Raw genomic sequence first — 18,852 nt, forward strand, 5'->3', positions numbered from 1 at the left:
AAAAATCCGATGACCTTACGATCATCGGATTTTGATCCTCTTATGCCGAATGTCAACTTCTTAACTGATCGGCATTAGCCTGAAAAGGCTCTTTTTAAATCTAAATTTTATTATCTGTTACGAAGTTGACGAATTCCAAAAATACCTGCCAACATTAACAATATCATTCCCGGCTCTGGCACCTGAGTTGAATCTCCGCCATCGACCTGATCAACCCCATCAAAGGAAACGTTATAACCGCCATCCTGCAGTGGATCCTGATTGTCTGGTGAGAAGTTATTACCTGGTGCAGTTGGGTCGGTTGGCTGATTCCCGTCAGTTCCGACAACAACAACATAATCACCAGGACCTAATCCATTAGAACCAACTGAGCCCGAACCCTGACCAATCAGTGATCCATTAGGACCATTCCATAAACTTAAATAAGGACCAAAACCGCCTGTTGCATTAATTTCAATATCTGCAGATGCACCAAGTGAAAAATAGTAATAATCAACATCATCATAAAAGTCTAAAGAACCAGTGAAATGAATCAAAGCAGCTTGAGATGCACATGAGAAAAGCAAAGAAATGCCAAGTAAGGTTTTAGTAACGAGCTTCATAATACAGTCCTTTTAATCCTTCAATCGGGTATAACGGTGCAACTGCAAACCGCGAACACCACCACTGATTATTTTTAAAGCACGTTTTGTGCCAGGATGTGAATTATATTTAGAACGCCTACAGCTAAAGAATTGCGAACCGGTACAGTTATTTATTTTTAGAAACCGAAACAAATTCTGTAAAAAAAGCTGACACATATGTCAGCTTTCTCAGCTATTTTTATTCAGACTTTTGACTTCGTCCCAACAGAGCCAAAGCCGCTTCTTTAGGACTTTTTTGCTTATATAGCACCTGATAAATCTGCTCTGTGATAGGCATTTCCACCTGATGACGGCTGGCTAACATGTAAACCTCTTTGGTATTACGGAAGCCTTCTACCACCTGTCCAATTTCCTGCATCGCTTGTTCAACACTTTTGCCCTGACCTAAAGCCAGACCAAAACGACGATTGCGCGATTGATTGTCAGTACAGGTTAAAACCAAATCACCTAACCCTGCCATGCCCATAAAGGTTTCAGGTTTTGCGCCTAGTGCAGCACCCAAACGAGTAAGCTCAGCTAACCCACGGGTAATCAAAGCTGTTCTGGCATTCGCACCAAAACCAATACCGTCCGCCAATCCCGCGCCAATGGCAATCACGTTTTTAACCGCACCACCTAGCTGAATACCAATAAAATCATCATTGCGATAAACCCGGAAGGTTTTACCACAATGCAACATACCGGCTAAGTCATTAGCAAAATCTTCATTGGTTGCAGCAATGGAAATTGCGGTAGGTAATCCGGCTGCCATTTCTTTAGCAAATGTAGGCCCTGATAACACCGCTAACGGACGACTATCTCCGACTATGTCAATTGCAACATCCTGCAATAAACAACCAGACTGAGGTTCCAGCCCTTTAGTCGCCCACGCAATTCGATGTTCATCAGTGAGCAATGGCTCAATAGTGCGCAACATGTCGCTAAATGCATGGCTTGGCACCACAATTAAAATATTGCGACTAAAAGCAATCGCTTTTTTCAGATCAGATTCAACAGCCAGTGCTTGTGGGAATTCAGCACCAGACAAATACTGTTTATTTTCACCGCTTTCTGCCATTTGTTGAACTTGCTGCGCGTCACGTCCCCATAAACAGGTATCAACACCGTTACGAGCAAAACAAATGGCTAGCGCAGTCCCATATGATCCTGCGCCAATAACCGAAAGCGTTTTACCGGTCACGCTCATGCTTGTTCAGTCGGCGCTTCCGCTTGTTGCTGAGCCTGGGCTTCTTGTGCACGTTTTTGCATGTAAGCAGCAAATACTGCATCAAAGTTTACCGGATTCAGGTTGAACGCAGGGAAAGTACCACGATTTACCAAATTAGAAACCGCTTCCCGGGCATATGGGAATAGAACGTTAGGGCAGAAGGCTCCTAACATGTGTGCGCCCTGAACTTCAGGCATTTCACCAATAGTGAAAATGCCGGCTTGCTGCACTTCAATCAGGAATGCAGTCTGCTCGCCTTGTTTTGCTGTCGCAGTGACGGACAATACAACTTCATATAAGTTATTGTCTAATTTGCTGCTACGTGTATCGATATCCAGCTGGATTTCAGGTTTCCACTCTTTAGTGAAAATGGCTGGGGAATTAGGCGCCTCAAAAGATAAATCTTTCAGATAAATACGCTGAATGCCAAATTGCTGACCTTCGGCATTTTGTTGATCTGCAGCCGCTGGAGCACCGTCCTGTGCATTAATGTTATTTTGTTCTTCGCTCATGATTTTTCCTAATATTTCTTGAATTCGAATAGTCTATTCGACCATTGAAGAGAGTTAATTTGTTATGCCAGAAGAGGGTCAAGCTCACCACGGGCTTCGAGAGCCATCATTTCGTCACAGCCCCCAATGTGCTGATCATTAATAAAAATTTGTGGAACGGTAGACCCGCCATTTGCTCTTTCGAGCATCTGAGGACGCAATTCAGGTTGCTGGTCAATACGATACTCATTGTAAGCAACCTGTTTCTGACGCAACAACATCACTGCCCGCATGCAATACGGACAATACGCTTTTGTATAAATCTCTACCTTTGCCATTCCAGCCTCTTATTTACTTACAGGCAGGTTGGCTCCCACCCAAGTATTCATACCACCTTTCAACACATTCACCTGTGAAAAGCCTGCTTTTAACATTTGAGCAGCCGTTTTCTTAGCGGTCATGCCCATAGCGCAAACCACTATAATGGGCGTGTTTTTGTGTTTTTCAAGGCTAGTGAACTCGGCATTTTGTACTTGTTCCGATTTTAGGTTTTTAGCACCTAAAATATGGCCTTTTTTAAATTCAGCGTTTGGGCGAATATCTACCACAACAGCATCTTGTTTGTTGATTAACAAGGTTGCATCGTGAGTACTGATTTCTTTAACCGCTGAAAAGTTTGCTGAGATATATCCAAATACGATGGCAAAAAACAGGGCTACCCATGCTCCGGCCAACCAATAATGATTACCAATAAACTCAATAAACTGCTGCATATTGGCTGCTTCCCCTTACATTCTGATGAAATTGGCAAAAATGACTGCAAAGTATATAGAAATTCCACTTGTAAACCACCCCTCGACCCTCGCTGTGGAATAACTTATTGCTAAGCCTGATAAAATTTAACCTTTCATTAACCAAATCAACGGCTTTAAGCGGTTGTTTATAAACGCAGTCAGGATAAAATGGGAAATCATTTCTAATTTGGAGCTGCTACATGACAAATCGAAAACCTTTGGTGCTGATCATTCTCGATGGATGGGGGTATCGTGAAGACCCAACCAATAACGCTATTGCTCAGGCCAACACCCCGGTTTTAGATAAGCTCAAGCAGGACTTCCCTAACACTCTGATTTCCGGCTCTGGATTAGATGTGGGTTTACCCGATGGGCAAATGGGTAACTCAGAAGTGGGCCATGTGAATTTAGGTGCGGGTCGCATTGTTTATCAGGACTTTACCCGCATCACCAAAGCGATTCAGGATGGTGATTTCAACCAGAACCCTGTTTTAGTTGAAAACATCGATAAAGCAGTAAGCAAAGATAAAGCGGTACATATAATGGGGCTGCTGTCAGAAGGCGGCGTACATAGTCACCAGGACCATATTTTTGCTGCGATTAAATTGGCCGCCAAGCGCGGTGCTAACAAAATTTATCTGCATGCTTTCCTTGATGGACGCGATACCCCCCCACGCAGTGCAGAACAGCCATTAAAACAAGCTGAAGCCTTATTTGCAGAACTGGGCGTGGGTAAAGTTGCCAGCCTGGTGGGTCGTTATTATGCAATGGATCGTGATAATCGCTGGGATCGCGTGCAAGCCGCCTACGATTTAATCACTCAGGGCAAAGGCAAAAACGCAGCAACTGCGCTGGAAGGTTTGCAACAAGCCTACGATGACGACAAAAATGATGAATTCGTACCGGCCACCACAATCGGAGATGCTGTTTCTGTAGAAGACGGTGATGCAGTGTTATTTATGAATTTCCGTGCTGACCGGGCCCGCGAAATCACCCGCGCTTTTGTTGAAACCGATTTTGATGGTTTCGACCGTGAAAAAACACCACAGCTGGCCGGTTTTGTGATGCTGACTCAATATGCTGCAAGCATTAATGCCCCGATTGCTTTTGCACCGGAAGAACTGAAAAATGTAATGGGTGAGTGGTTAGCCAAACATAACAAAACTCAACTACGTATTTCTGAAACTGAAAAATATGCACATGTGACCTTTTTCTACAGCGGTGGTCGTGAAGAACTTTACGAAGGTGAAGATCGTATTCTGGTTAAATCACCAGACGTTGCGACTTACGATTTACAGCCAGAGATGAACTCAACTGAACTCACCGACAAGTTGGTAGAGGCCATCGAGTCACAAAAATACGATGCCATTATTTGTAACTACCCGAACGGTGACATGGTTGGTCACACCGGCGTGATGGAAGCTGCCATTAAAGCCTGTGAAGCCGTTGATGCTTGCATAGGCCGTGTTGTTGAAGCGCTTAAGAAAGTTGAGGGTGAATGTTTAATCACCGCAGACCATGGCAACGCAGAAAAAATGGTTGATGTGGAAAGTGGACAAGCTCATACGGCACATACCAGCGATCCTGTGCCTTTCATTTACTTTGGTCGTAACGCGGATGCTCGTAGTGGCGGTACGTTAAGTGATGTGGCACCAACCATGTTGCATTTAATGGGCATGCCACAACCGCAGGAAATGACAGGAAAGCCCATCGTTACGCTAAAAGACTGATTAACACCTTGATGCTTTTTGCAATAAACAAACATAAATGGGGGCCTTTGTTGGCTCTCATTCTGTTTGTGGTGCCCGCTACTCAGGCGCAGGAACAAGAAAAGCAAAAGCTGGATGATATTCAGCAGCAAATTAAAGATAAACAAAAACAAATCGAAACCAATTTAGCCCAGGCCAAAGCATTAGAAGCACAACTAAAACAGCAAGAATTAGCTATCGCAAAAAGTGCCAAAGCACTCAATCAAACCCGCGATGATTTGCGCGAGACACAGGCACAGCAAAAACAATTAAAACAACGTCAACGCGAATTACAAACCAAACAAGACCAGCAAGAATCGGTGCTGGCTAAACAGCTACGCTCTGCTTATATGGCGGGAAATCATGATTACGCCAAAATGATTTTTAACCTGCAAAGTGCCAGTGCATTTGAGCGCATGCTGACTTACTACCAATATCTGAATACCGAACGTCAGCAACAAATAGATGAATTTAAACAGCGTGGCATTGAACTGGCAGCCATTGCCGGGCAATTACTGGAAAAAGCCAGTAAACTCAAACAATTAGAACAAGATCAGCAACAGCAACAGCAACAATTAGCCAGTCAGCAAAAACAACGTGAACAGACGCTGGCCTCCTTAACCAAAAAAATTGATTCCGACGCAGAAAAAGTCGAACAGCTGCAAATTAATGAACAGACCCTGCTGCAAGCTCTGCAAGCCGCACAGGAAAAAGCGCGTCAGGCAGAGCGTTCTGATTCTGAAATAACATTAAATGGTTTAGCCAAACAACGTGGCAAATTAATTCATCCGGTAGATGGCCGTATGCGACGTTTATTTGGTGCCAGACGTCAGGGGCAGGTTCGCTGGAAAGGCATATTAATCTATGCCGATGAAGGCAAACAGGTGCAAGCGGTTGACGATGCCAGGGTATTATATGCCGATTGGTTAAAAGGATTTGGGCTGGTTATCGCACTGGATCATGGTGACGGCTACATGAGTTTGTACGGTCATAATCAGGCGCTGTTAAAGCAAGTAGGCGATAGCGTTCATCGCGGAGACTCCATCGCACTGGTCGGCCAGAGTGGTGGCCAAAGTCGTCCTGGATTGTATTTCGAAATCCGACATAAAGGTGAGCCGGTCAACCCAAGTAAATGGCTGGTTCGTTAATTAATAGGTTGACCCTATATCTGAGTTCAATAAACTGGATTGCATGATAATCATAATAAAAAGCAATATAGTGCGCACTATTTTAACTGGCCTTAGTTTTGTCTGTATGACACTTGCAAACGTTTGTCAGGCGGGTGAAGTTGCTTTAATTATTGATGATATGGGCAATACACGCGCTGATGAAAAAGCGTTTAACTTACCTGCCCAGGTCACCTTTGCCATTTTACCGCACACCCCCTATTCCAAAGAATTTTCTCAGCGTTCAGACATACAGGGGCGTGAGGTAATGTTGCATATGCCTATGGAATCACTGGCTGGAACTTACCCCGGCCCCGGTACAATCACTTCTTCCATGGTACCGCAATTAATCACTCAAAAATTACAATCGGCCTTAACCGATATCCCCAACGCGGTTGGTATTAATAATCATATGGGCAGTAAGCTGACTCAGCTTACCTTACCGATGGAAACCACCATGTCATTTTTAAAACAACATGGATTGTATTTTGTGGATAGCCGAACGACTCGATACAGCCGTGCGGAGAAAATTGCCCATGAAAACGGTGTTGTCAGCTGGCACCGTAATGTATTTATTGATCACACATTGAATGAAAGTGACATGCAACGCCAGTTTGACCGGTTAATGCGTATTGCTCAACGTTATAAAAGAGCGGTCGGGATTGGACATCCTCATCCCAAAACATTACGTTTTTTACAACAGCGTCTGCCCTTACTCGAACGCGCCGGTATAAAATTGATTCCTGTGAGTGATTTGTTCAGTGGTAAAGCAGCATCTTATTTGCTCGCCAAACAAAAAGATTCACCACAACCATCGTCAATTTCCGTTAGTCAGGTGCCTGAACCTGGTGCAATTAGTACCACCGGAACACAATAAAAAAGCACTTATTTTTCAGTTACTTTATGCCACATCCCGTAACGTGGTCAGATCAGAGATTTGCAACACCGCCAAAATGTTATATTATAACGTCATTGTAAAGCGATGTGTTTTAAGGCTAATCACAATATATGAGCATCAACAAAAATGGACAATTGGACAGATTTGGTATCTGGATCAGCAGCTTATGTGCGATCCATTGCCTTGCTCTGCCTTTATTGCTACCGATTTTACCGCTGATCAGCTCAAGCATTTTTGCCGCCACATGGTTTGAACGTATTATTTTATCACTGTCATTACTGGTAGGTACCTGGGCGTTACTCAGTGGTTTTTATCGCTACCATCGCAGACTGTATCCGCTTTTCTGCTTGATGGCAGGTGGATTGATATATTGGAATAAAGACATTCTGGGTCACAGTATGGAACCCTTCACCATTGCATTGGGTGCAGGATTATTAGTGGGTGCGCATATCGCCAATTTGAGATTGTGTAGCCAGAACAAAAAATGCGCTCATCGCCCTACAACTGAACTAAGTTCTAAATCTTAACCACGCCGCTTAGCCCTTCCGGCTGCCAGTTAAATTCACCTTCAAATTTATGTGCCCGTCTTACCATGGCTTTATCCGGGGTATTGGTAAACACCCCATCGACACCCATTTTGGCTAACACGTCTAAATCGGCGATTTCATCCACCGTAAACACATAAACCTGCAAACCACGTTGTTTCGCATCGTTTACAAATGCAGAGGTTAGGCAATCCATATCGATGTTAATCGAGTAAGCATCTAGTTGCTGAGCAAAGGCTGCATAGTCGAGGGGACTGGAAGAGGTAAGTGCACCAATCTGTATATCAGGACGCAACTGTTTTACTTCAAATAACAAATGATGGTTAAACGATGAAATTAAAAACTGATGTAATTCGAAATTTAATTCATCAACTGCACGATCAATCAGTTTCACCACAGGCAATAAATCGCTTATGCCTTTTAATTCAATATTAAGCAGACACTGGCCATTAATACACTGCATGGTTTCCCACAAGGTTGGGATTTTCTGTCCCATACCGGCATCCAGTTCACGCAGCTGTTCAAGAGTATAATCACTTAATTGTCCATGGGTTTTAGTGGTGCGTTTTAACCAGCGGTCATGAATCACTAAAATCTCATCAGCGACCGCATGCACGTCTATTTCAATACCATCGACTTGCATGGCCATGGCTTTTTCAAAGGCCAGCAGGGTATTTTCCGGTGCATCGGCACTCGCACCGCGGTGTGCCAGAATCAGCATAAAATTCTAGTCGTGTGATTTACTATGCAGTTTGTGTGCATTGATGGTTTCGTACACAGCAGCTGAAATCACCAGTGCACCACCCACCAATGTTTGCCAGGTTGGACTTTCATCTATCACTATCATAGCTAATATCACCCCATATAAAGGTTGCATACAGGCAACAAGTGAAAATGTTTTAGCACGCAAATGTTGCAAAGATGCTGCAACCAGTGCATGTGGCGCTGCCGTACAAAAGGTACCCAGGATCACAATTAACCACAAAGTTTTGGAAGACGCATCAACTAAATTCGGTGAGATAAACCACACCAACACCGCCGCAATAACCAAGGTTTGATAGGCCATGGCATGGGCGCCGGAATAGTGATTAAAATATTTGCGGTGTACCAGATTACGCAACGCATAAAGTACAGCTGAAAAAATACCTATGCCAATGCCTAGCGTGACATCATTGTTTAATTCCGTATCGGGCAATATTAAAAATATGCCCAAAAACACCACTACCGCACTCACGATATCCTGATAAACAAGGCGTGTGCCTTCGAAAAAAGGTTCTAAAAATACGGTAATGACAGGAAAGGTAAATAACGCAATCATACCCACAGAAACCGATGAATATTGCATGGCTGCAAAATAGGTTACCCAGTGCGTGGCCATCAATACACCGAGTATCAAGGCAATCAGATAATCACGTGCACTATATAACTTCAGCGAACCTTTGGTCAGCTTTACCAGAACAATCAGGGTAATACTGGCGACAATAGAACGGCCAAATGTAATATCGGTGGCAGACAATGGAATGACTTTAGAAAACAACGCCGTAAAGCCAAGTAGCATTACGGCGATGTGCAGTGAATATAAACTACGCTTTACGGCATTCACGATAACAGTGTTGCCAGCTTTTCACCTAAACGCGTGGTATCACCCGATTCCAGCGCTTCAAAATCCAGCATATCCGGGGAGAACACCGCCACTACCGTTGAACCCAACTTGAACCGGCCCATTTCAGCCCCTTTTTTCAAGGTGATAGCGTTTTTACCACGGCTAGGATAACTCCAGTGATGTACCTTGTTGCCGGTTGGCGGTGTAACAGTTCCTGCCCAAATGGTTTCGATACTGGCTACAATAGTTGCCCCAACCAGTACCATGCCCATTTTACCGAATTTGGTATCAAACAAAGCTACGACTCTTTCATTGCGGGCAAATAAGCCAGGCACATTTTGCGCGGTTAATGGATTCACCGAGAACAAATCACCCGGCACATAAATCATATCGGTTAGTGTACCCGTTACCGGCATATGAATGCGATGATAATCAGTAGGCGCCAGATAAATAGTAGCAAATTTGCCATCGACAAACGGTTCTGCCAGTTGTTTATCTCCGCCTAACAACGCTTGCAAGCTGTAATGATGGCCTTTGGCCTGAAAGATTTGATCGACTTCAATATCACCTAGCTGACTAATTGCCCCATCAACCGGCTGAATTAAGCTTTGTTCATCGTCATCAATGGTACGTACACCCGGTTTTAACTCACGGGTGAAAAATTCATTAAAGGTAGTGTAATAAGCAGGATCAGGGTGCAATGCCTCCTGCATATTTACATTATATTGTTTGATAAATAACTTAATAAACCAGGTTGTCAGCCAACCCATTTTGGCCGCAGCCAGCTTGCCAACTAAGCGCGAAAGCGCATGTTTAGGCATTATATATTGCAATTTAACTTTAAATTGATCAGACAAAACGGCATTCCTTCTAACTATCTGACAAGTTTAACCTAAAGCAGGTTGGGCTCGTGGTTTATTTTTTATCGATTGAATAGGTTGGACGCTTTTCATCCAGCCCATCGAGTATTTTATGATAACTATCAAAACGTTGCTGGCTGATTTCACCTTTTTCGACCGCATCACGTAACAAACAGCCCGGATCATCTTTGTGTTTACAGTCGCGAAATTTACACCCACCTAAATAATCGCGGAACTCAATAAATCCATGGGTTAAACGCTCGATTGGCAAGTGCCATAACGAAAATTCACGCACCCCAGGTGAATCAATCAAATCACCGCCCGCAGGCAAATGCAGCAATTTTGCCGCCGTCGTTGTATGCTGACCTAAACCAGAATTATCCGACACTTCACCAGTAATCTCCTCAGCATCAGGTAGCAACTGATTAATTAAGCTGGATTTGCCAACGCCCGATTGCCCAACAAAAATACTGGTTTTTCCTTCAAGCAACTGGCTAAGTTCAGCTAAACCTTCGGTCGATTTACAGCTTACATAGATAAGTCGATAGCCAATGTCACGATACAAGGCCAGTTGTTGTTCCACTTCGGCTCTTTCTTGCTCCGATAACAAATCGACTTTGTTAAGCAATATAACCGGCTCAATAGCAACATCTTCCGACGCCACTAAATAACGATCGATAATATTTAATGAAAGGGCTGGCAGTACCGAGCTGACAATAATGATTTGGTCGATATTAGAAGCGATAGGTTTAACCCCATCATAATAATCCGGGCGGGTTAATACCGATTTGCGTGGCTCAACCGCTTCAAGCACACCACTGACATTAGCATTGACATCATTGCCCTGACGAAACAGTACCTTATCACCACACACCACATCCTGAATATTACGACGGATATGACAACGGAATACGTCCCCATTGGCTTCGATATCGGCGTGTTGTCCAAAACGCCCAATAACCAGACCAGCTTGCTGTTCCCCTAATTGCTCATCGGCAATCAGATCCACACTGGGACTTAAACGTTTTTGCAGATTAGACGACACTCGTCGTTTTTGTCTGTGAGTTAATTTGCTTCTTTTTGCCACGATATTTGCGATTGAAATCCATTAAGCCGTTATAATACCCTGCTCTATCGCTGATTGTAACAGACAAAGGTACGCTAATGAGTCATAACAATGCCAATTTGGTGTGGATTGATATGGAAATGACGGGGCTCGACCCGGATACAGATAAGGTTTTGGAAATTGCCACCATAGTAACCGATGACCAACTCAACATTATTGCCGAAGGGCCGGTACTGGCGGTTTATCAACCGGATGAGGTGCTGGACGGCATGGATGAATGGTGTACACGCACCCACGGTGAATCAGGATTAACCCAGCGCTGTCGCGATAGCAAAGTAAACGAGCAACAAGCAGCATTACAAACTATTGAGTTCCTCACACAATATGTAGACAAAGGAAAGTCACCGTTGTGCGGCAATAGCATTGGTCAGGACAGACGTTTTATGGTGCGCCACATGCCCGTGCTGGAAGAATATTTCCACTATCGCAATGTCGATGTCAGTACCATTAAAGAATTAGTGCGCCGCTGGCAACCAGAAACCCTGGATAAACTGGTGAAAAAAGGCACACATCAGGCATTAGACGACATCCGCGAATCCATTGCTGAATTGGTATTTTATCGCCAAACGGTATTCAAGATATAAGCCACGGCCTCTTTTCTGCAAATTAGGGCTTGCGTCTGGCGTTTTTTTTTGTAAAATGCGCGTCCTCTTTGAAGCGAAGCCCTTGTACATTCACTGTACAACTTGCAGCAAAAGATATGCGGGAATAGCTCAGTTGGTAGAGCACAACCTTGCCAAGGTTGGGGTCGCGAGTTCGAGTCTCGTTTCCCGCTCCAAATTTTTGTTCAAAGAGTATTTATCTAAAATGCGCAAACGATTTGTCTGAAACAAATCATGGCAGCATTATTCAAGTTGCGGGAATAGCTCAGTTGGTAGAGCACAACCTTGCCAAGGTTGGGGTCGCGAGTTCGAGTCTCGTTTCCCGCTCCAAATCTTTTATCTTCCTATTTTTTTCAATTAAGTCAGTGATATAGTCAAAACCTGTTTTGTTATTTTGTTGGAATACCTATGACACCGGCAGTCAAGGCTGCGCAAAAAGCCAAAGTCTCTTTTGAATTACTCGAATACCAGCACGATTCCGCCAATCAGGCATTTGGATTAGAGGCGGTGGAAAAACTTAATTTACCCGCCGAACAAGTATTTAAAACACTGGTGACCAAGCTTGATAACTATAAACTGGTTGTCGCAATCGTGCCTGTGACTGGCATGTTGAATCTAAAAGCGTTAGCCAAAACCTGTAATGGCAAAAAAGCGGTAATGGCCGATAAATCAGAGGTTGAGCGCAGCACAGGTTATGTTCTTGGCGGCGTCAGTCCGCTTGGACAAAAAAAAGCCCTGATGACAGTTTTGGACAGTACCGCTGAACAATTTGACACTATTTATGTTAGCGGTGGCAAACGGGGACTGGAAATCCAGTTATCACCACAGGATTTAATAAAGCTCACCCGCGGCAGAACAGCAGCCATTGCCAGCGAATAAGATTGCAAGATTTTTGGCTTATTGAATGTCTTAGTTACATCAAACAGCAAAATAAACGGATACCTTAAAATGGATGAGCAACAGAAACAGCAAATACTGGATATAAGCTGGCAATTACACGCAATGGTCGAACAAGCCTACATTGATCACCGCGCTAAAAAAGGCGATGACAACTGGCTGGATAAACAACGTTTACTGTTAGCCGATATGGCACTTCACCTGTTGCAAACCGCGATAAAACCAGACGACATCGCCCTGGATAAACTAACAAACAATCTCAATGCCATTTTAACTATTAGCGATGACTTTTTACCTCACGCCGGACTAAAGCAAGCCACCGATAAACTATATCAATTGTAAGCATTCCATTTTATTGGCATAGTATGCCTCAATTTAAACTGGTCTAACCAGATTAAGGGGTACTATGTCAGCCAACAATCCATTACGTCGTTTTGTCGATAAAGTTAATCAATACCCACAATGGCTAAGCCGTCGGTTATTAACCATGATGTTTCGCTCCAAAGTAAAACTGGCCGGCACTTGTAAAGTAGATATCCTGCATACGGATGGTAAATCGGTTACCTTCAGACAACGCAACATTAAACGCGCACAAAACCACATAAACGGCATTCATGCAGCGGCAATGACTTTGTTAGCGGAATCGGCTACTGGTTTCATTACTGGCATCAATCTGCCCGGTGACAAATTACCTTTAGTAAAAAAAATGGATGTAAGATTTGTGCGCCGGGCAGTGGGTGACATGACGGCCGTCGCGCATTTAACCGATGAGCAGATTGCCCTGATGCAACAACAGGAAAAAGGCGAAGTCACAGTTGAAGTAAAGGTAACGGATAGCAGTGGCGAAACACCTATCGAATGCGAAATGATTTGGGCCTGGATCAGCAAAAAACCTAAAGCCTGAAAATTCTATAAATTCACATTAACGTCATCATTTTTGGCCTTAAATATGCTTAAAAAACAGTGTAAATAAGGCCAAAATGACCTCAAATTCCCCCGCTCAAATTTTGTTCATAAATTAATCATTAAATTCATTCAAAAAATATTGACAGAAGTCAATTTTGGGAATATTTAACACTGGAATTAATTGGTCGTTGTCAATTGTTGGCTTCGGTTTATGTGTTAGTTCCTAATTTAATTTGTTGGGGATGCCATCATGGCTAGACAAACTCGAGAATCTTTACTTAAACAAATCTTTACTGATTACAAACACTACCCTTATGGTTTTTCACGCGCAGGTGATTACTCAATAAAGGAAGCACAGGCGTTGAGTAAATACGGTACGTTAATTGGTGCTTTACTGGATGGAGTGGTTGAACCGTCCAATAAAGAAGATGCCAATTTGCTGGCCGTTGCCTTAGGCGAGCGGGAACCATCAACACCTGCAGAAAAAGCCTGGGTAAAATATCAACGAATTATTGGCAAACCTAAACCTGCCAGTATCTATGGCTCTAAACCGAGTTCCATGGATGATTATTCCGTTGATAGCACAGAGTTAGAAGCCGAATTTGACGATTAACTCCGTCAAATTAAGAGGCACCTCATGCGTGCCTCTTCAATTCTGTTATATTTTCACTTCTCCACTGTAAGAATTAGGATAATTATTCCAAATTCCTACTTTTTTGAAATTTTTGTCCTTAAAAATAACAAATTTATCATTTCATATTCTATATCTCTCAAGTATAGTCTTGGGTCTTAGAGCCGCTAATACAACCAAACTCGAGATAGGAGACAGCAAGTGGAGATGATGTCAGGCGCCGCCATGGTCGTGCGGGCGCTAAAAGATGTGGGAGTGAAACATGTATTTGGTTATCCCGGTGGCGCAGTTCTTGATATTTACGATGCCTTATATGCTCAAACAGATGTTGAACATATTCTGGTAAGACACGAACAAGCAGCGGCACATATGGCCGATGGTTATGCGCGCTCTACCGGACAAACAGGCACAGTATTAGTTACCTCGGGCCCCGGCGCCACTAACACCATTACCGGTATTGCAACGGCTTATATGGATTCCATTCCCATGGTGATCCTGTCAGGGCAGGTGGCGACTAGCCTTATTGGTGAGGATGCCTTTCAGGAAACCGACATGGTTGGCTGTTCACGCCCGGTGGTAAAACACAGTTTTCTGGTAAAACGTGCAGTGGATATTCCTGCTGCAATTGCCAAGGCTTATTATATTGCCAATAGCGGACGTCCTGGTCCGGTGGTGATCGATCTTCCTAAAGACATCGTCAATGTACAGGAAGAACACCCCTACGAATTCCCTACTTCAGTTCAGATGCGCTCTTACAATCCAACCGTTAAAGGTCATGGTAAGCAAATTAAAAAAGCTGTTGAGCAATTTTCTCAGGCTAAACGCCCGGTTATTTATGTGGGTGGTGGCGCAATTGCAGCTGAAGCCAGTGATTTACTGACAAAGTTTGCTGAAACCATGCAGGCTCCGGTGACCTCAACCCTGATGGGTTTAGGCGCATTTCCCGGTACACATAAACAATTTATCGGCATGTTAGGTATGCATGGCACATTGGAAGCCAACAAAACCATGCATAACGCCGATTGTATTATTGCGTTGGGAGCACGTTTTGATGACAGGGTAACCAACAACGTCGAAAAGTTCTGTCCACATGCCACTATCGTACATGTGGATATTGATCCAGCTTCTATTTCCAAAACGGTTTCTGCCCATATTCCGGTTGTGGGTTCTGTTGAATCTGTACTTGAGCAGTTTTTTGAGCAAATGACAGATATCAAACAAGCGGAGCAGGCAACTAAACTAGCTGATTGGTGGAAACAAATTGATCAATGGCGTTCGCGCCAGTGTTTGTCTTATGCCAAAGATGACAAACAAATCAAACCACAGCAAGTGATCGAAGCCTTATATAAACACACAGGTGGTGATGCCTACGTGACCTCAGATGTCGGTCAGCACCAGATGTTTGCCGCGCTTTATTATCCCTTTGATAAACCTCGTCGCTGGATCAACTCTGGCGGCTTAGGCACCATGGGATTTGGTTTACCTGCGGCTATGGGTGTACAAAAAGCACATCCAGATGCAGTTGTTGCTTGTGTTACCGGTGACGGCAGTATCCAAATGAATATTCAGGAGCTATCCACCTGTTTGCAGTACAACCTGCCGGTTAAGATTATTTCAATCAATAACCGCGCACTGGGCATGGTACGCCAATGGCAGGACATGATTTATAAAGGTCGCCACTCCCATTCATATATGGAGTCGTTACCCGATTTTATTAAGCTGGCAGAAGCCTACGGACATATTGGTATTCAGGTTAACCACCCCGATGAACTTGACGATGCCATGGCACGCTGTTTTGCCGAGAAAAACCGTCTGGTATTTATGGATATTCGCGTTGACCAGAGCGAACACGTTTACCCCATGCAGATAAAATTCGGCGCAATGGACGATATGAGATTAAGCAAGACGGAGCGCACCTGATGAGACGTATTATTTCGGTATTAATGGAGAACGAACCAGGTGCTTTATCACGTATTGTTGGCGTGTTTTCACAGCGTGGTTATAACGTGGATACTCTGTGTGTTGCACCCATTGATGATGGCAGTTTGTCGCGCCTGACTATCACCACCCATGGTGATGACAAGGTAATTGAACAAATTACCAAACAAATGAATAAGTTAATCGATGTACTTAAAGTGATCGACTTAACCGATGGCACCCACATTGAACGTGAACTGATGCTGGTAAAAGTTGCGACACGCACTGAAGTTGCGCGCGCAGAAGTCAAACGCACAGTGGAAATTTTCCGTGCGCAAATTGTGGATGTGTGTAGCAAAAACTACAGTATTCAAATTGCTGGCCCCAGTGACAAACTCGATGCGTTTTTACAAACCATGGCGGAAGTAGGCGAAATCGTCGAAACCTGCCGTACTGGTGTATGTGGAGTGTCGCGTGGTGAAAAAGCGCTACGACCCTAATTACCATTCTCCAGCGGTATAAACGGCTCCTTTGGGAGCCGTTTTATTTTATACATTACCCGTCAATTTCTATAGAATCTGCGCCAATTATCTATTCTTGCTAGCAAATTTTGATATTGCCAGCACACTAAAATAACGAGCTTTACACCATGAAATTGCTGGTAATTGGCTATGTGTGGCCAGAACCTAACTCCTCTGCTGCCGGTAGCAGAATGATGTCTCTGATTAACACTTACCAGCAGCATGGCTGGCAGGTTACCTTTGCCAGTCCGGCACAGCTATCACCACATCGACTGGATTTAACCCAGCAAAACATTGACGAAGTTTCGATCAAAGTAAATTGCAGTAGCTGTGATAAGTTTGTTACAGATTTGAAACCTGATGCCGTGCTGTTTGACCGTTTTATGATGGAAGAACAATTTGGCTGGCGCGTTGAGAAACACTGCCCTTCAGCCATTCGTATACTGGATTTAGAAGACCTGCATTTTCTGCGTCATGCCCGTCATCAGGCACACAAAAAACAGCATCCGCTTTTACCTACAGATTTACATACAGAATTAGCGGTACGAGAAATTGCGTCGATTTACCGTTGCGATCTTACGCTGGTGATATCACGGGCTGAAATGGATTTATTAACCCGTCAGTTCCATGTGCCAGACGACATCCTGCTATACAGCCCGTTTATGCTCGATATGCAGCAGTTACCAACTAAAGAGCAGTTGCCAGTGTTTGAGCAGCGCCAGCATTTTATCAGCATAGGTAATTTCCGCCATGAACCAAACTGGGACGCGGTTTTATGGCTCAAACAGACCATCTGGCCGTTAATTCGCAAGCAATTACCACACGCCGAGCTGCATATTTATGGCGCTTATCCACCGAAAAAAGCCACGGATTTACACAATGCCAAACAGGGCTTTTTGGTCAAAGGTTGGGCAGAAAACGCCGGGGAAGTAATGCAAAACGCTCGTGTTTGTCTGGCACCACTGCGTTTTGGTGCCGGATTAAAAGGCAAATTACTGGATGCCATGACATTTGGCACACCTAGTGTTACCACCAGAATAGGTGCTGAGGGCATGAGCTCACCCGGCAACTGGGCTGGCATCATTGCCGAAAGTCCCGAAACCATTGCCAGTGCTGCTGTGGCTTTGTATCAGGACCAGCAACAATGGCTGGCTGCACAACAAACAGGTTTTGAGTTACTTAAACAATACGATCAGCAGGTTCATCAAAAAGCGCTGATGCAATGCACAGATTTGATTCAGCAATCACTTGATCAGCACCGCCAGGAAAATTTTTACGGCATGATGCTGCGCCACCACAGCATGAAAAGCACCCAATATATGGCGCAGTGGATAGAAGCTAAAAACAAATAAACAGTTTGATGCGGCAACACCTGCCGCACTAATTTATCTTAAAGCGCAGTAACTTGTTGAATCACGTCAGTGACTAACTGCGGTTTTTGCTTGTGGATATTGTGTCCGGTGGTTGCAAGTTTAATTCGGATGCTACTGGCAAATTGTCTGGCCAGCTCAGCATGTAACGACAACCACACTTCCCTGCCCGCCGCCGTTTCTTCAATGCTAAAAGGTTCATCCGCAATATAGGCTGAACTTAAAATCGCGGCAGGAACAGCAGGCAATCGACGATAATCCTTCACCTCGACTTTAGCCATTTGCTCAAGTAACGATAAAAAATCCGGCAACATGGTGGGTGGCATGTGTTTTTTTAGCGCGGCTTCGTCACTCAAAGTGCGCGCTTTATCCAGTTGCATAAATGCATAACGCTGATGCATCACAGCAGGATCCACATACACCAGTGCTTTAATTTTATCCGGAAACTGACTGGCAAATTCCGTTTCAATAATCGCTCCATAGGAATGCCCGACAAAAATCAACGGCGAATCTATGCCTGCCTTTTGCAGCAATCCGTTTAAATCACTGACATGTTGCAACATAGTACGAGGTTGCTCAGTTTTGGCTGAATTTCCAATGCCGGCTCGCGAATAAGCAAAAATACCATACTCAGCAGGCAACTTATCAATCACCGGCTGCCACACATTCCATGGCGTACCAAATCCGGCTTCGAACAGCACGGTAGGCGCTTCTTTTTGTGCGGCTCTCACCACATATTCAAGTCTGATACCGTTGGATTCGGCATACTGCGAATTGAGTGATTCGGCGTAGGAATGAATACTCAGCATGCCCAGCAATAAACAACACACTATATAGAAAAGGTTTTTTCTTCGCTTATTCCACTGCATTGATGCCTCATCCTCTGTGATTCAATTCGCCAAACGTGGCAGGTTTATTTTAAGACC

The 18,852-nt window shown here is 44.1% G+C and carries 22 protein-coding genes and 2 tRNA genes; 14 read left to right on the forward strand and 10 right to left on the reverse strand.

Annotation, left to right across the window (positions count from 1 at the left end; translation table 11 throughout):
• Window positions 1-110: 110 nt before the first annotated feature.
• The 5 genes from H8B19_RS14140 to H8B19_RS14160 all read right to left on the reverse strand — a co-directional run bounded on the left by H8B19_RS14140 (window position 111) and on the right by H8B19_RS14160 (window position 3,115).
• Window positions 111-602, reverse strand: coding sequence for a DVUA0089 family protein (locus H8B19_RS14140; RefSeq protein WP_186507542.1), 492 nt, complete (start codon window positions 600-602; stop codon window positions 111-113).
• Between the two features lie 220 nt (window positions 603-822).
• The gene (gpsA, locus tag H8B19_RS14145; protein ID WP_186507543.1) at window positions 823-1,830 is read right to left on the reverse strand and encodes an NAD(P)H-dependent glycerol-3-phosphate dehydrogenase; all 1,008 of its coding nucleotides are present in this window, start codon (window positions 1,828-1,830) and stop codon (window positions 823-825) included.
• Complete coding sequence (gene secB / locus H8B19_RS14150; protein ID WP_186507544.1) at window positions 1,827-2,363, reverse strand: protein-export chaperone SecB; 537 nt, start codon at window positions 2,361-2,363, stop codon at window positions 1,827-1,829. The genes gpsA and secB overlap by 4 nt, the downstream gene beginning before the upstream one ends.
• A gap of 62 nt (window positions 2,364-2,425) precedes the next feature.
• Window positions 2,426-2,680, reverse strand: coding sequence for a glutaredoxin 3 (grxC, locus tag H8B19_RS14155; RefSeq protein WP_186507545.1), 255 nt, complete (start codon window positions 2,678-2,680; stop codon window positions 2,426-2,428).
• A gap of 9 nt (window positions 2,681-2,689) precedes the next feature.
• Entirely contained in the window at window positions 2,690-3,115 is a 426-nt protein-coding gene (locus tag H8B19_RS14160; protein WP_186507546.1) for a rhodanese-like domain-containing protein, read from the reverse strand.
• Between the two features lie 221 nt (window positions 3,116-3,336).
• Between H8B19_RS14160 and gpmM the strand changes: the two genes are divergently transcribed.
• The 4 genes from gpmM to H8B19_RS14180 all read left to right on the forward strand — a co-directional run bounded on the left by gpmM (window position 3,337) and on the right by H8B19_RS14180 (window position 7,475).
• A complete protein-coding gene (gpmM, locus tag H8B19_RS14165) occupies window positions 3,337-4,866 on the forward strand; it encodes a 2,3-bisphosphoglycerate-independent phosphoglycerate mutase (RefSeq protein ID WP_186507547.1) in 1,530 nt (509 codons plus the stop codon).
• A gap of 50 nt (window positions 4,867-4,916) precedes the next feature.
• Complete coding sequence (locus H8B19_RS14170; protein WP_241737620.1) at window positions 4,917-6,032, forward strand: murein hydrolase activator EnvC family protein; 1,116 nt, start codon at window positions 4,917-4,919, stop codon at window positions 6,030-6,032.
• A 43-nt stretch (window positions 6,033-6,075) separates the two neighbouring features.
• On the forward strand, window positions 6,076-6,927 hold the full coding sequence (locus tag H8B19_RS14175; RefSeq protein WP_241737621.1) for a divergent polysaccharide deacetylase family protein: 852 nt from the start codon (window positions 6,076-6,078) through the stop codon (window positions 6,925-6,927).
• A 131-nt stretch (window positions 6,928-7,058) separates the two neighbouring features.
• Window positions 7,059-7,475, forward strand: a complete 417-nt coding sequence (locus H8B19_RS14180) for a MerC domain-containing protein (RefSeq protein WP_186507549.1) — start codon at window positions 7,059-7,061, stop codon at window positions 7,473-7,475.
• On the opposite strand, the gene H8B19_RS14185 is transcribed toward H8B19_RS14180, so the two are convergent.
• The 4 genes from H8B19_RS14185 to rsgA all read right to left on the reverse strand — a co-directional run bounded on the left by H8B19_RS14185 (window position 7,465) and on the right by rsgA (window position 11,043).
• Window positions 7,465-8,214: a glycerophosphodiester phosphodiesterase gene (locus H8B19_RS14185; RefSeq protein WP_186507550.1), complete on the reverse strand. Its 750-nt coding sequence runs from the start codon at window positions 8,212-8,214 to the stop codon at window positions 7,465-7,467. The two genes, H8B19_RS14180 and H8B19_RS14185, sit on opposite strands and share 11 nt — an antisense overlap.
• A gap of 6 nt (window positions 8,215-8,220) precedes the next feature.
• Window positions 8,221-9,096 carry an EamA family transporter gene (locus tag H8B19_RS14190; RefSeq protein ID WP_186507551.1) on the reverse strand — a complete coding sequence of 292 codons (876 nt, stop codon included), beginning with the start codon at window positions 9,094-9,096 and terminating at the stop codon, window positions 8,221-8,223.
• A complete protein-coding gene (gene asd / locus H8B19_RS14195; RefSeq protein ID WP_186507660.1) occupies window positions 9,093-9,917 on the reverse strand; it encodes an archaetidylserine decarboxylase in 825 nt (274 codons plus the stop codon). Before asd ends, H8B19_RS14190 begins: the two co-directional genes overlap by 4 nt.
• 94 nt (window positions 9,918-10,011) lie before the next feature.
• Window positions 10,012-11,043 (reverse strand): small ribosomal subunit biogenesis GTPase RsgA, encoded by a 1,032-nt coding sequence (rsgA, locus tag H8B19_RS14200; RefSeq protein WP_186507552.1) that lies wholly within the window; start codon window positions 11,041-11,043, stop codon window positions 10,012-10,014.
• Window positions 11,044-11,120: 77 nt separating this feature from the next.
• Between rsgA and orn the strand changes: the two genes are divergently transcribed.
• The 10 genes from orn (at window position 11,121) to H8B19_RS14250 (ending at window position 17,908) form a co-directional block, all read left to right on the forward strand.
• A complete protein-coding gene (gene orn, locus H8B19_RS14205; RefSeq protein WP_186507553.1) occupies window positions 11,121-11,666 on the forward strand; it encodes an oligoribonuclease in 546 nt (181 codons plus the stop codon).
• A 118-nt stretch (window positions 11,667-11,784) separates the two neighbouring features.
• Window positions 11,785-11,860, forward strand: a tRNA-Gly gene (locus H8B19_RS14210).
• Window positions 11,861-11,938: 78 nt separating this feature from the next.
• Window positions 11,939-12,014 (forward strand) — tRNA-Gly (locus tag H8B19_RS14215).
• A gap of 78 nt (window positions 12,015-12,092) precedes the next feature.
• Window positions 12,093-12,563: a Cys-tRNA(Pro) deacylase gene (ybaK, locus tag H8B19_RS14220; protein WP_186507554.1), complete on the forward strand. Its 471-nt coding sequence runs from the start codon at window positions 12,093-12,095 to the stop codon at window positions 12,561-12,563.
• A gap of 69 nt (window positions 12,564-12,632) precedes the next feature.
• Window positions 12,633-12,923, forward strand: a complete 291-nt coding sequence (locus tag H8B19_RS14225; protein WP_186507555.1) for a hypothetical protein — start codon at window positions 12,633-12,635, stop codon at window positions 12,921-12,923.
• A 64-nt stretch (window positions 12,924-12,987) separates the two neighbouring features.
• Entirely contained in the window at window positions 12,988-13,485 is a 498-nt protein-coding gene (locus H8B19_RS14230) for a DUF4442 domain-containing protein (RefSeq protein WP_186507556.1), read from the forward strand.
• Window positions 13,486-13,737: 252 nt separating this feature from the next.
• Window positions 13,738-14,100, forward strand: a complete 363-nt coding sequence (locus H8B19_RS14235; RefSeq protein ID WP_186507557.1) for a MaoP family protein — start codon at window positions 13,738-13,740, stop codon at window positions 14,098-14,100.
• A 219-nt stretch (window positions 14,101-14,319) separates the two neighbouring features.
• Window positions 14,320-16,038: an acetolactate synthase 3 large subunit gene (locus tag H8B19_RS14240; RefSeq protein ID WP_186507558.1), complete on the forward strand. Its 1,719-nt coding sequence runs from the start codon at window positions 14,320-14,322 to the stop codon at window positions 16,036-16,038.
• Window positions 16,038-16,535, forward strand: coding sequence for an acetolactate synthase small subunit (ilvN, locus tag H8B19_RS14245; RefSeq protein WP_186507559.1), 498 nt, complete (start codon window positions 16,038-16,040; stop codon window positions 16,533-16,535). The genes H8B19_RS14240 and ilvN overlap by 1 nt, the downstream gene beginning before the upstream one ends.
• Window positions 16,536-16,684: 149 nt before the next feature.
• Window positions 16,685-17,908: a glycosyltransferase gene (locus H8B19_RS14250; RefSeq protein WP_241737622.1), complete on the forward strand. Its 1,224-nt coding sequence runs from the start codon at window positions 16,685-16,687 to the stop codon at window positions 17,906-17,908.
• A 38-nt stretch (window positions 17,909-17,946) separates the two neighbouring features.
• Here H8B19_RS14250 and H8B19_RS14255 read toward each other — a convergent pair whose 3' ends face one another.
• A complete protein-coding gene (locus tag H8B19_RS14255; RefSeq protein WP_186507560.1) occupies window positions 17,947-18,795 on the reverse strand; it encodes an alpha/beta fold hydrolase in 849 nt (282 codons plus the stop codon).
• Window positions 18,796-18,852 lie beyond the last annotated feature (57 nt).

The sequence above is a fragment of the Neptunicella marina genome, assembly GCF_014270035.1.
Taxonomy (GTDB): Bacteria; Pseudomonadota; Gammaproteobacteria; order Enterobacterales; family Alteromonadaceae; genus Neptunicella; species Neptunicella marina.

What these genes read in the sequence shown, in the direction of transcription:
- H8B19_RS14140 (WP_186507542.1), bottom strand. Translation starts at nt 602, where the DNA reads ATGAAGCTCGTTACTAAAACCTTACTTGGCATTTCTTTGCTTTTCTCA.
- gpsA (WP_186507543.1), bottom strand. Translation starts at nt 1,830, where the DNA reads ATGAGCGTGACCGGTAAAACGCTTTCGGTTATTGGCGCAGGATCATAT.
- secB (WP_186507544.1), bottom strand. Translation starts at nt 2,363, where the DNA reads ATGAGCGAAGAACAAAATAACATTAATGCACAGGACGGTGCTCCAGCG.
- grxC (WP_186507545.1), bottom strand. Translation starts at nt 2,680, where the DNA reads ATGGCAAAGGTAGAGATTTATACAAAAGCGTATTGTCCGTATTGCATG.
- H8B19_RS14160 (WP_186507546.1), bottom strand. Translation starts at nt 3,115, where the DNA reads ATGCAGCAGTTTATTGAGTTTATTGGTAATCATTATTGGTTGGCCGGA.
- gpmM (WP_186507547.1), top strand. Translation starts at nt 3,337, where the DNA reads ATGACAAATCGAAAACCTTTGGTGCTGATCATTCTCGATGGATGGGGG.
- H8B19_RS14175 (WP_241737621.1), top strand. Translation starts at nt 6,076, where the DNA reads ATGATAATCATAATAAAAAGCAATATAGTGCGCACTATTTTAACTGGC.
- H8B19_RS14180 (WP_186507549.1), top strand. Translation starts at nt 7,059, where the DNA reads ATGAGCATCAACAAAAATGGACAATTGGACAGATTTGGTATCTGGATC.
- H8B19_RS14185 (WP_186507550.1), bottom strand. Translation starts at nt 8,214, where the DNA reads ATGCTGATTCTGGCACACCGCGGTGCGAGTGCCGATGCACCGGAAAAT.
- asd (WP_186507660.1), bottom strand. Translation starts at nt 9,917, where the DNA reads ATGCCTAAACATGCGCTTTCGCGCTTAGTTGGCAAGCTGGCTGCGGCC.
- orn (WP_186507553.1), top strand. Translation starts at nt 11,121, where the DNA reads ATGAGTCATAACAATGCCAATTTGGTGTGGATTGATATGGAAATGACG.
- ybaK (WP_186507554.1), top strand. Translation starts at nt 12,093, where the DNA reads ATGACACCGGCAGTCAAGGCTGCGCAAAAAGCCAAAGTCTCTTTTGAA.
- H8B19_RS14225 (WP_186507555.1), top strand. Translation starts at nt 12,633, where the DNA reads ATGGATGAGCAACAGAAACAGCAAATACTGGATATAAGCTGGCAATTA.
- H8B19_RS14230 (WP_186507556.1), top strand. Translation starts at nt 12,988, where the DNA reads ATGTCAGCCAACAATCCATTACGTCGTTTTGTCGATAAAGTTAATCAA.
- H8B19_RS14235 (WP_186507557.1), top strand. Translation starts at nt 13,738, where the DNA reads ATGGCTAGACAAACTCGAGAATCTTTACTTAAACAAATCTTTACTGAT.
- ilvN (WP_186507559.1), top strand. Translation starts at nt 16,038, where the DNA reads ATGAGACGTATTATTTCGGTATTAATGGAGAACGAACCAGGTGCTTTA.
- H8B19_RS14250 (WP_241737622.1), top strand. Translation starts at nt 16,685, where the DNA reads ATGAAATTGCTGGTAATTGGCTATGTGTGGCCAGAACCTAACTCCTCT.
- H8B19_RS14255 (WP_186507560.1), bottom strand. Translation starts at nt 18,795, where the DNA reads ATGCAGTGGAATAAGCGAAGAAAAAACCTTTTCTATATAGTGTGTTGT.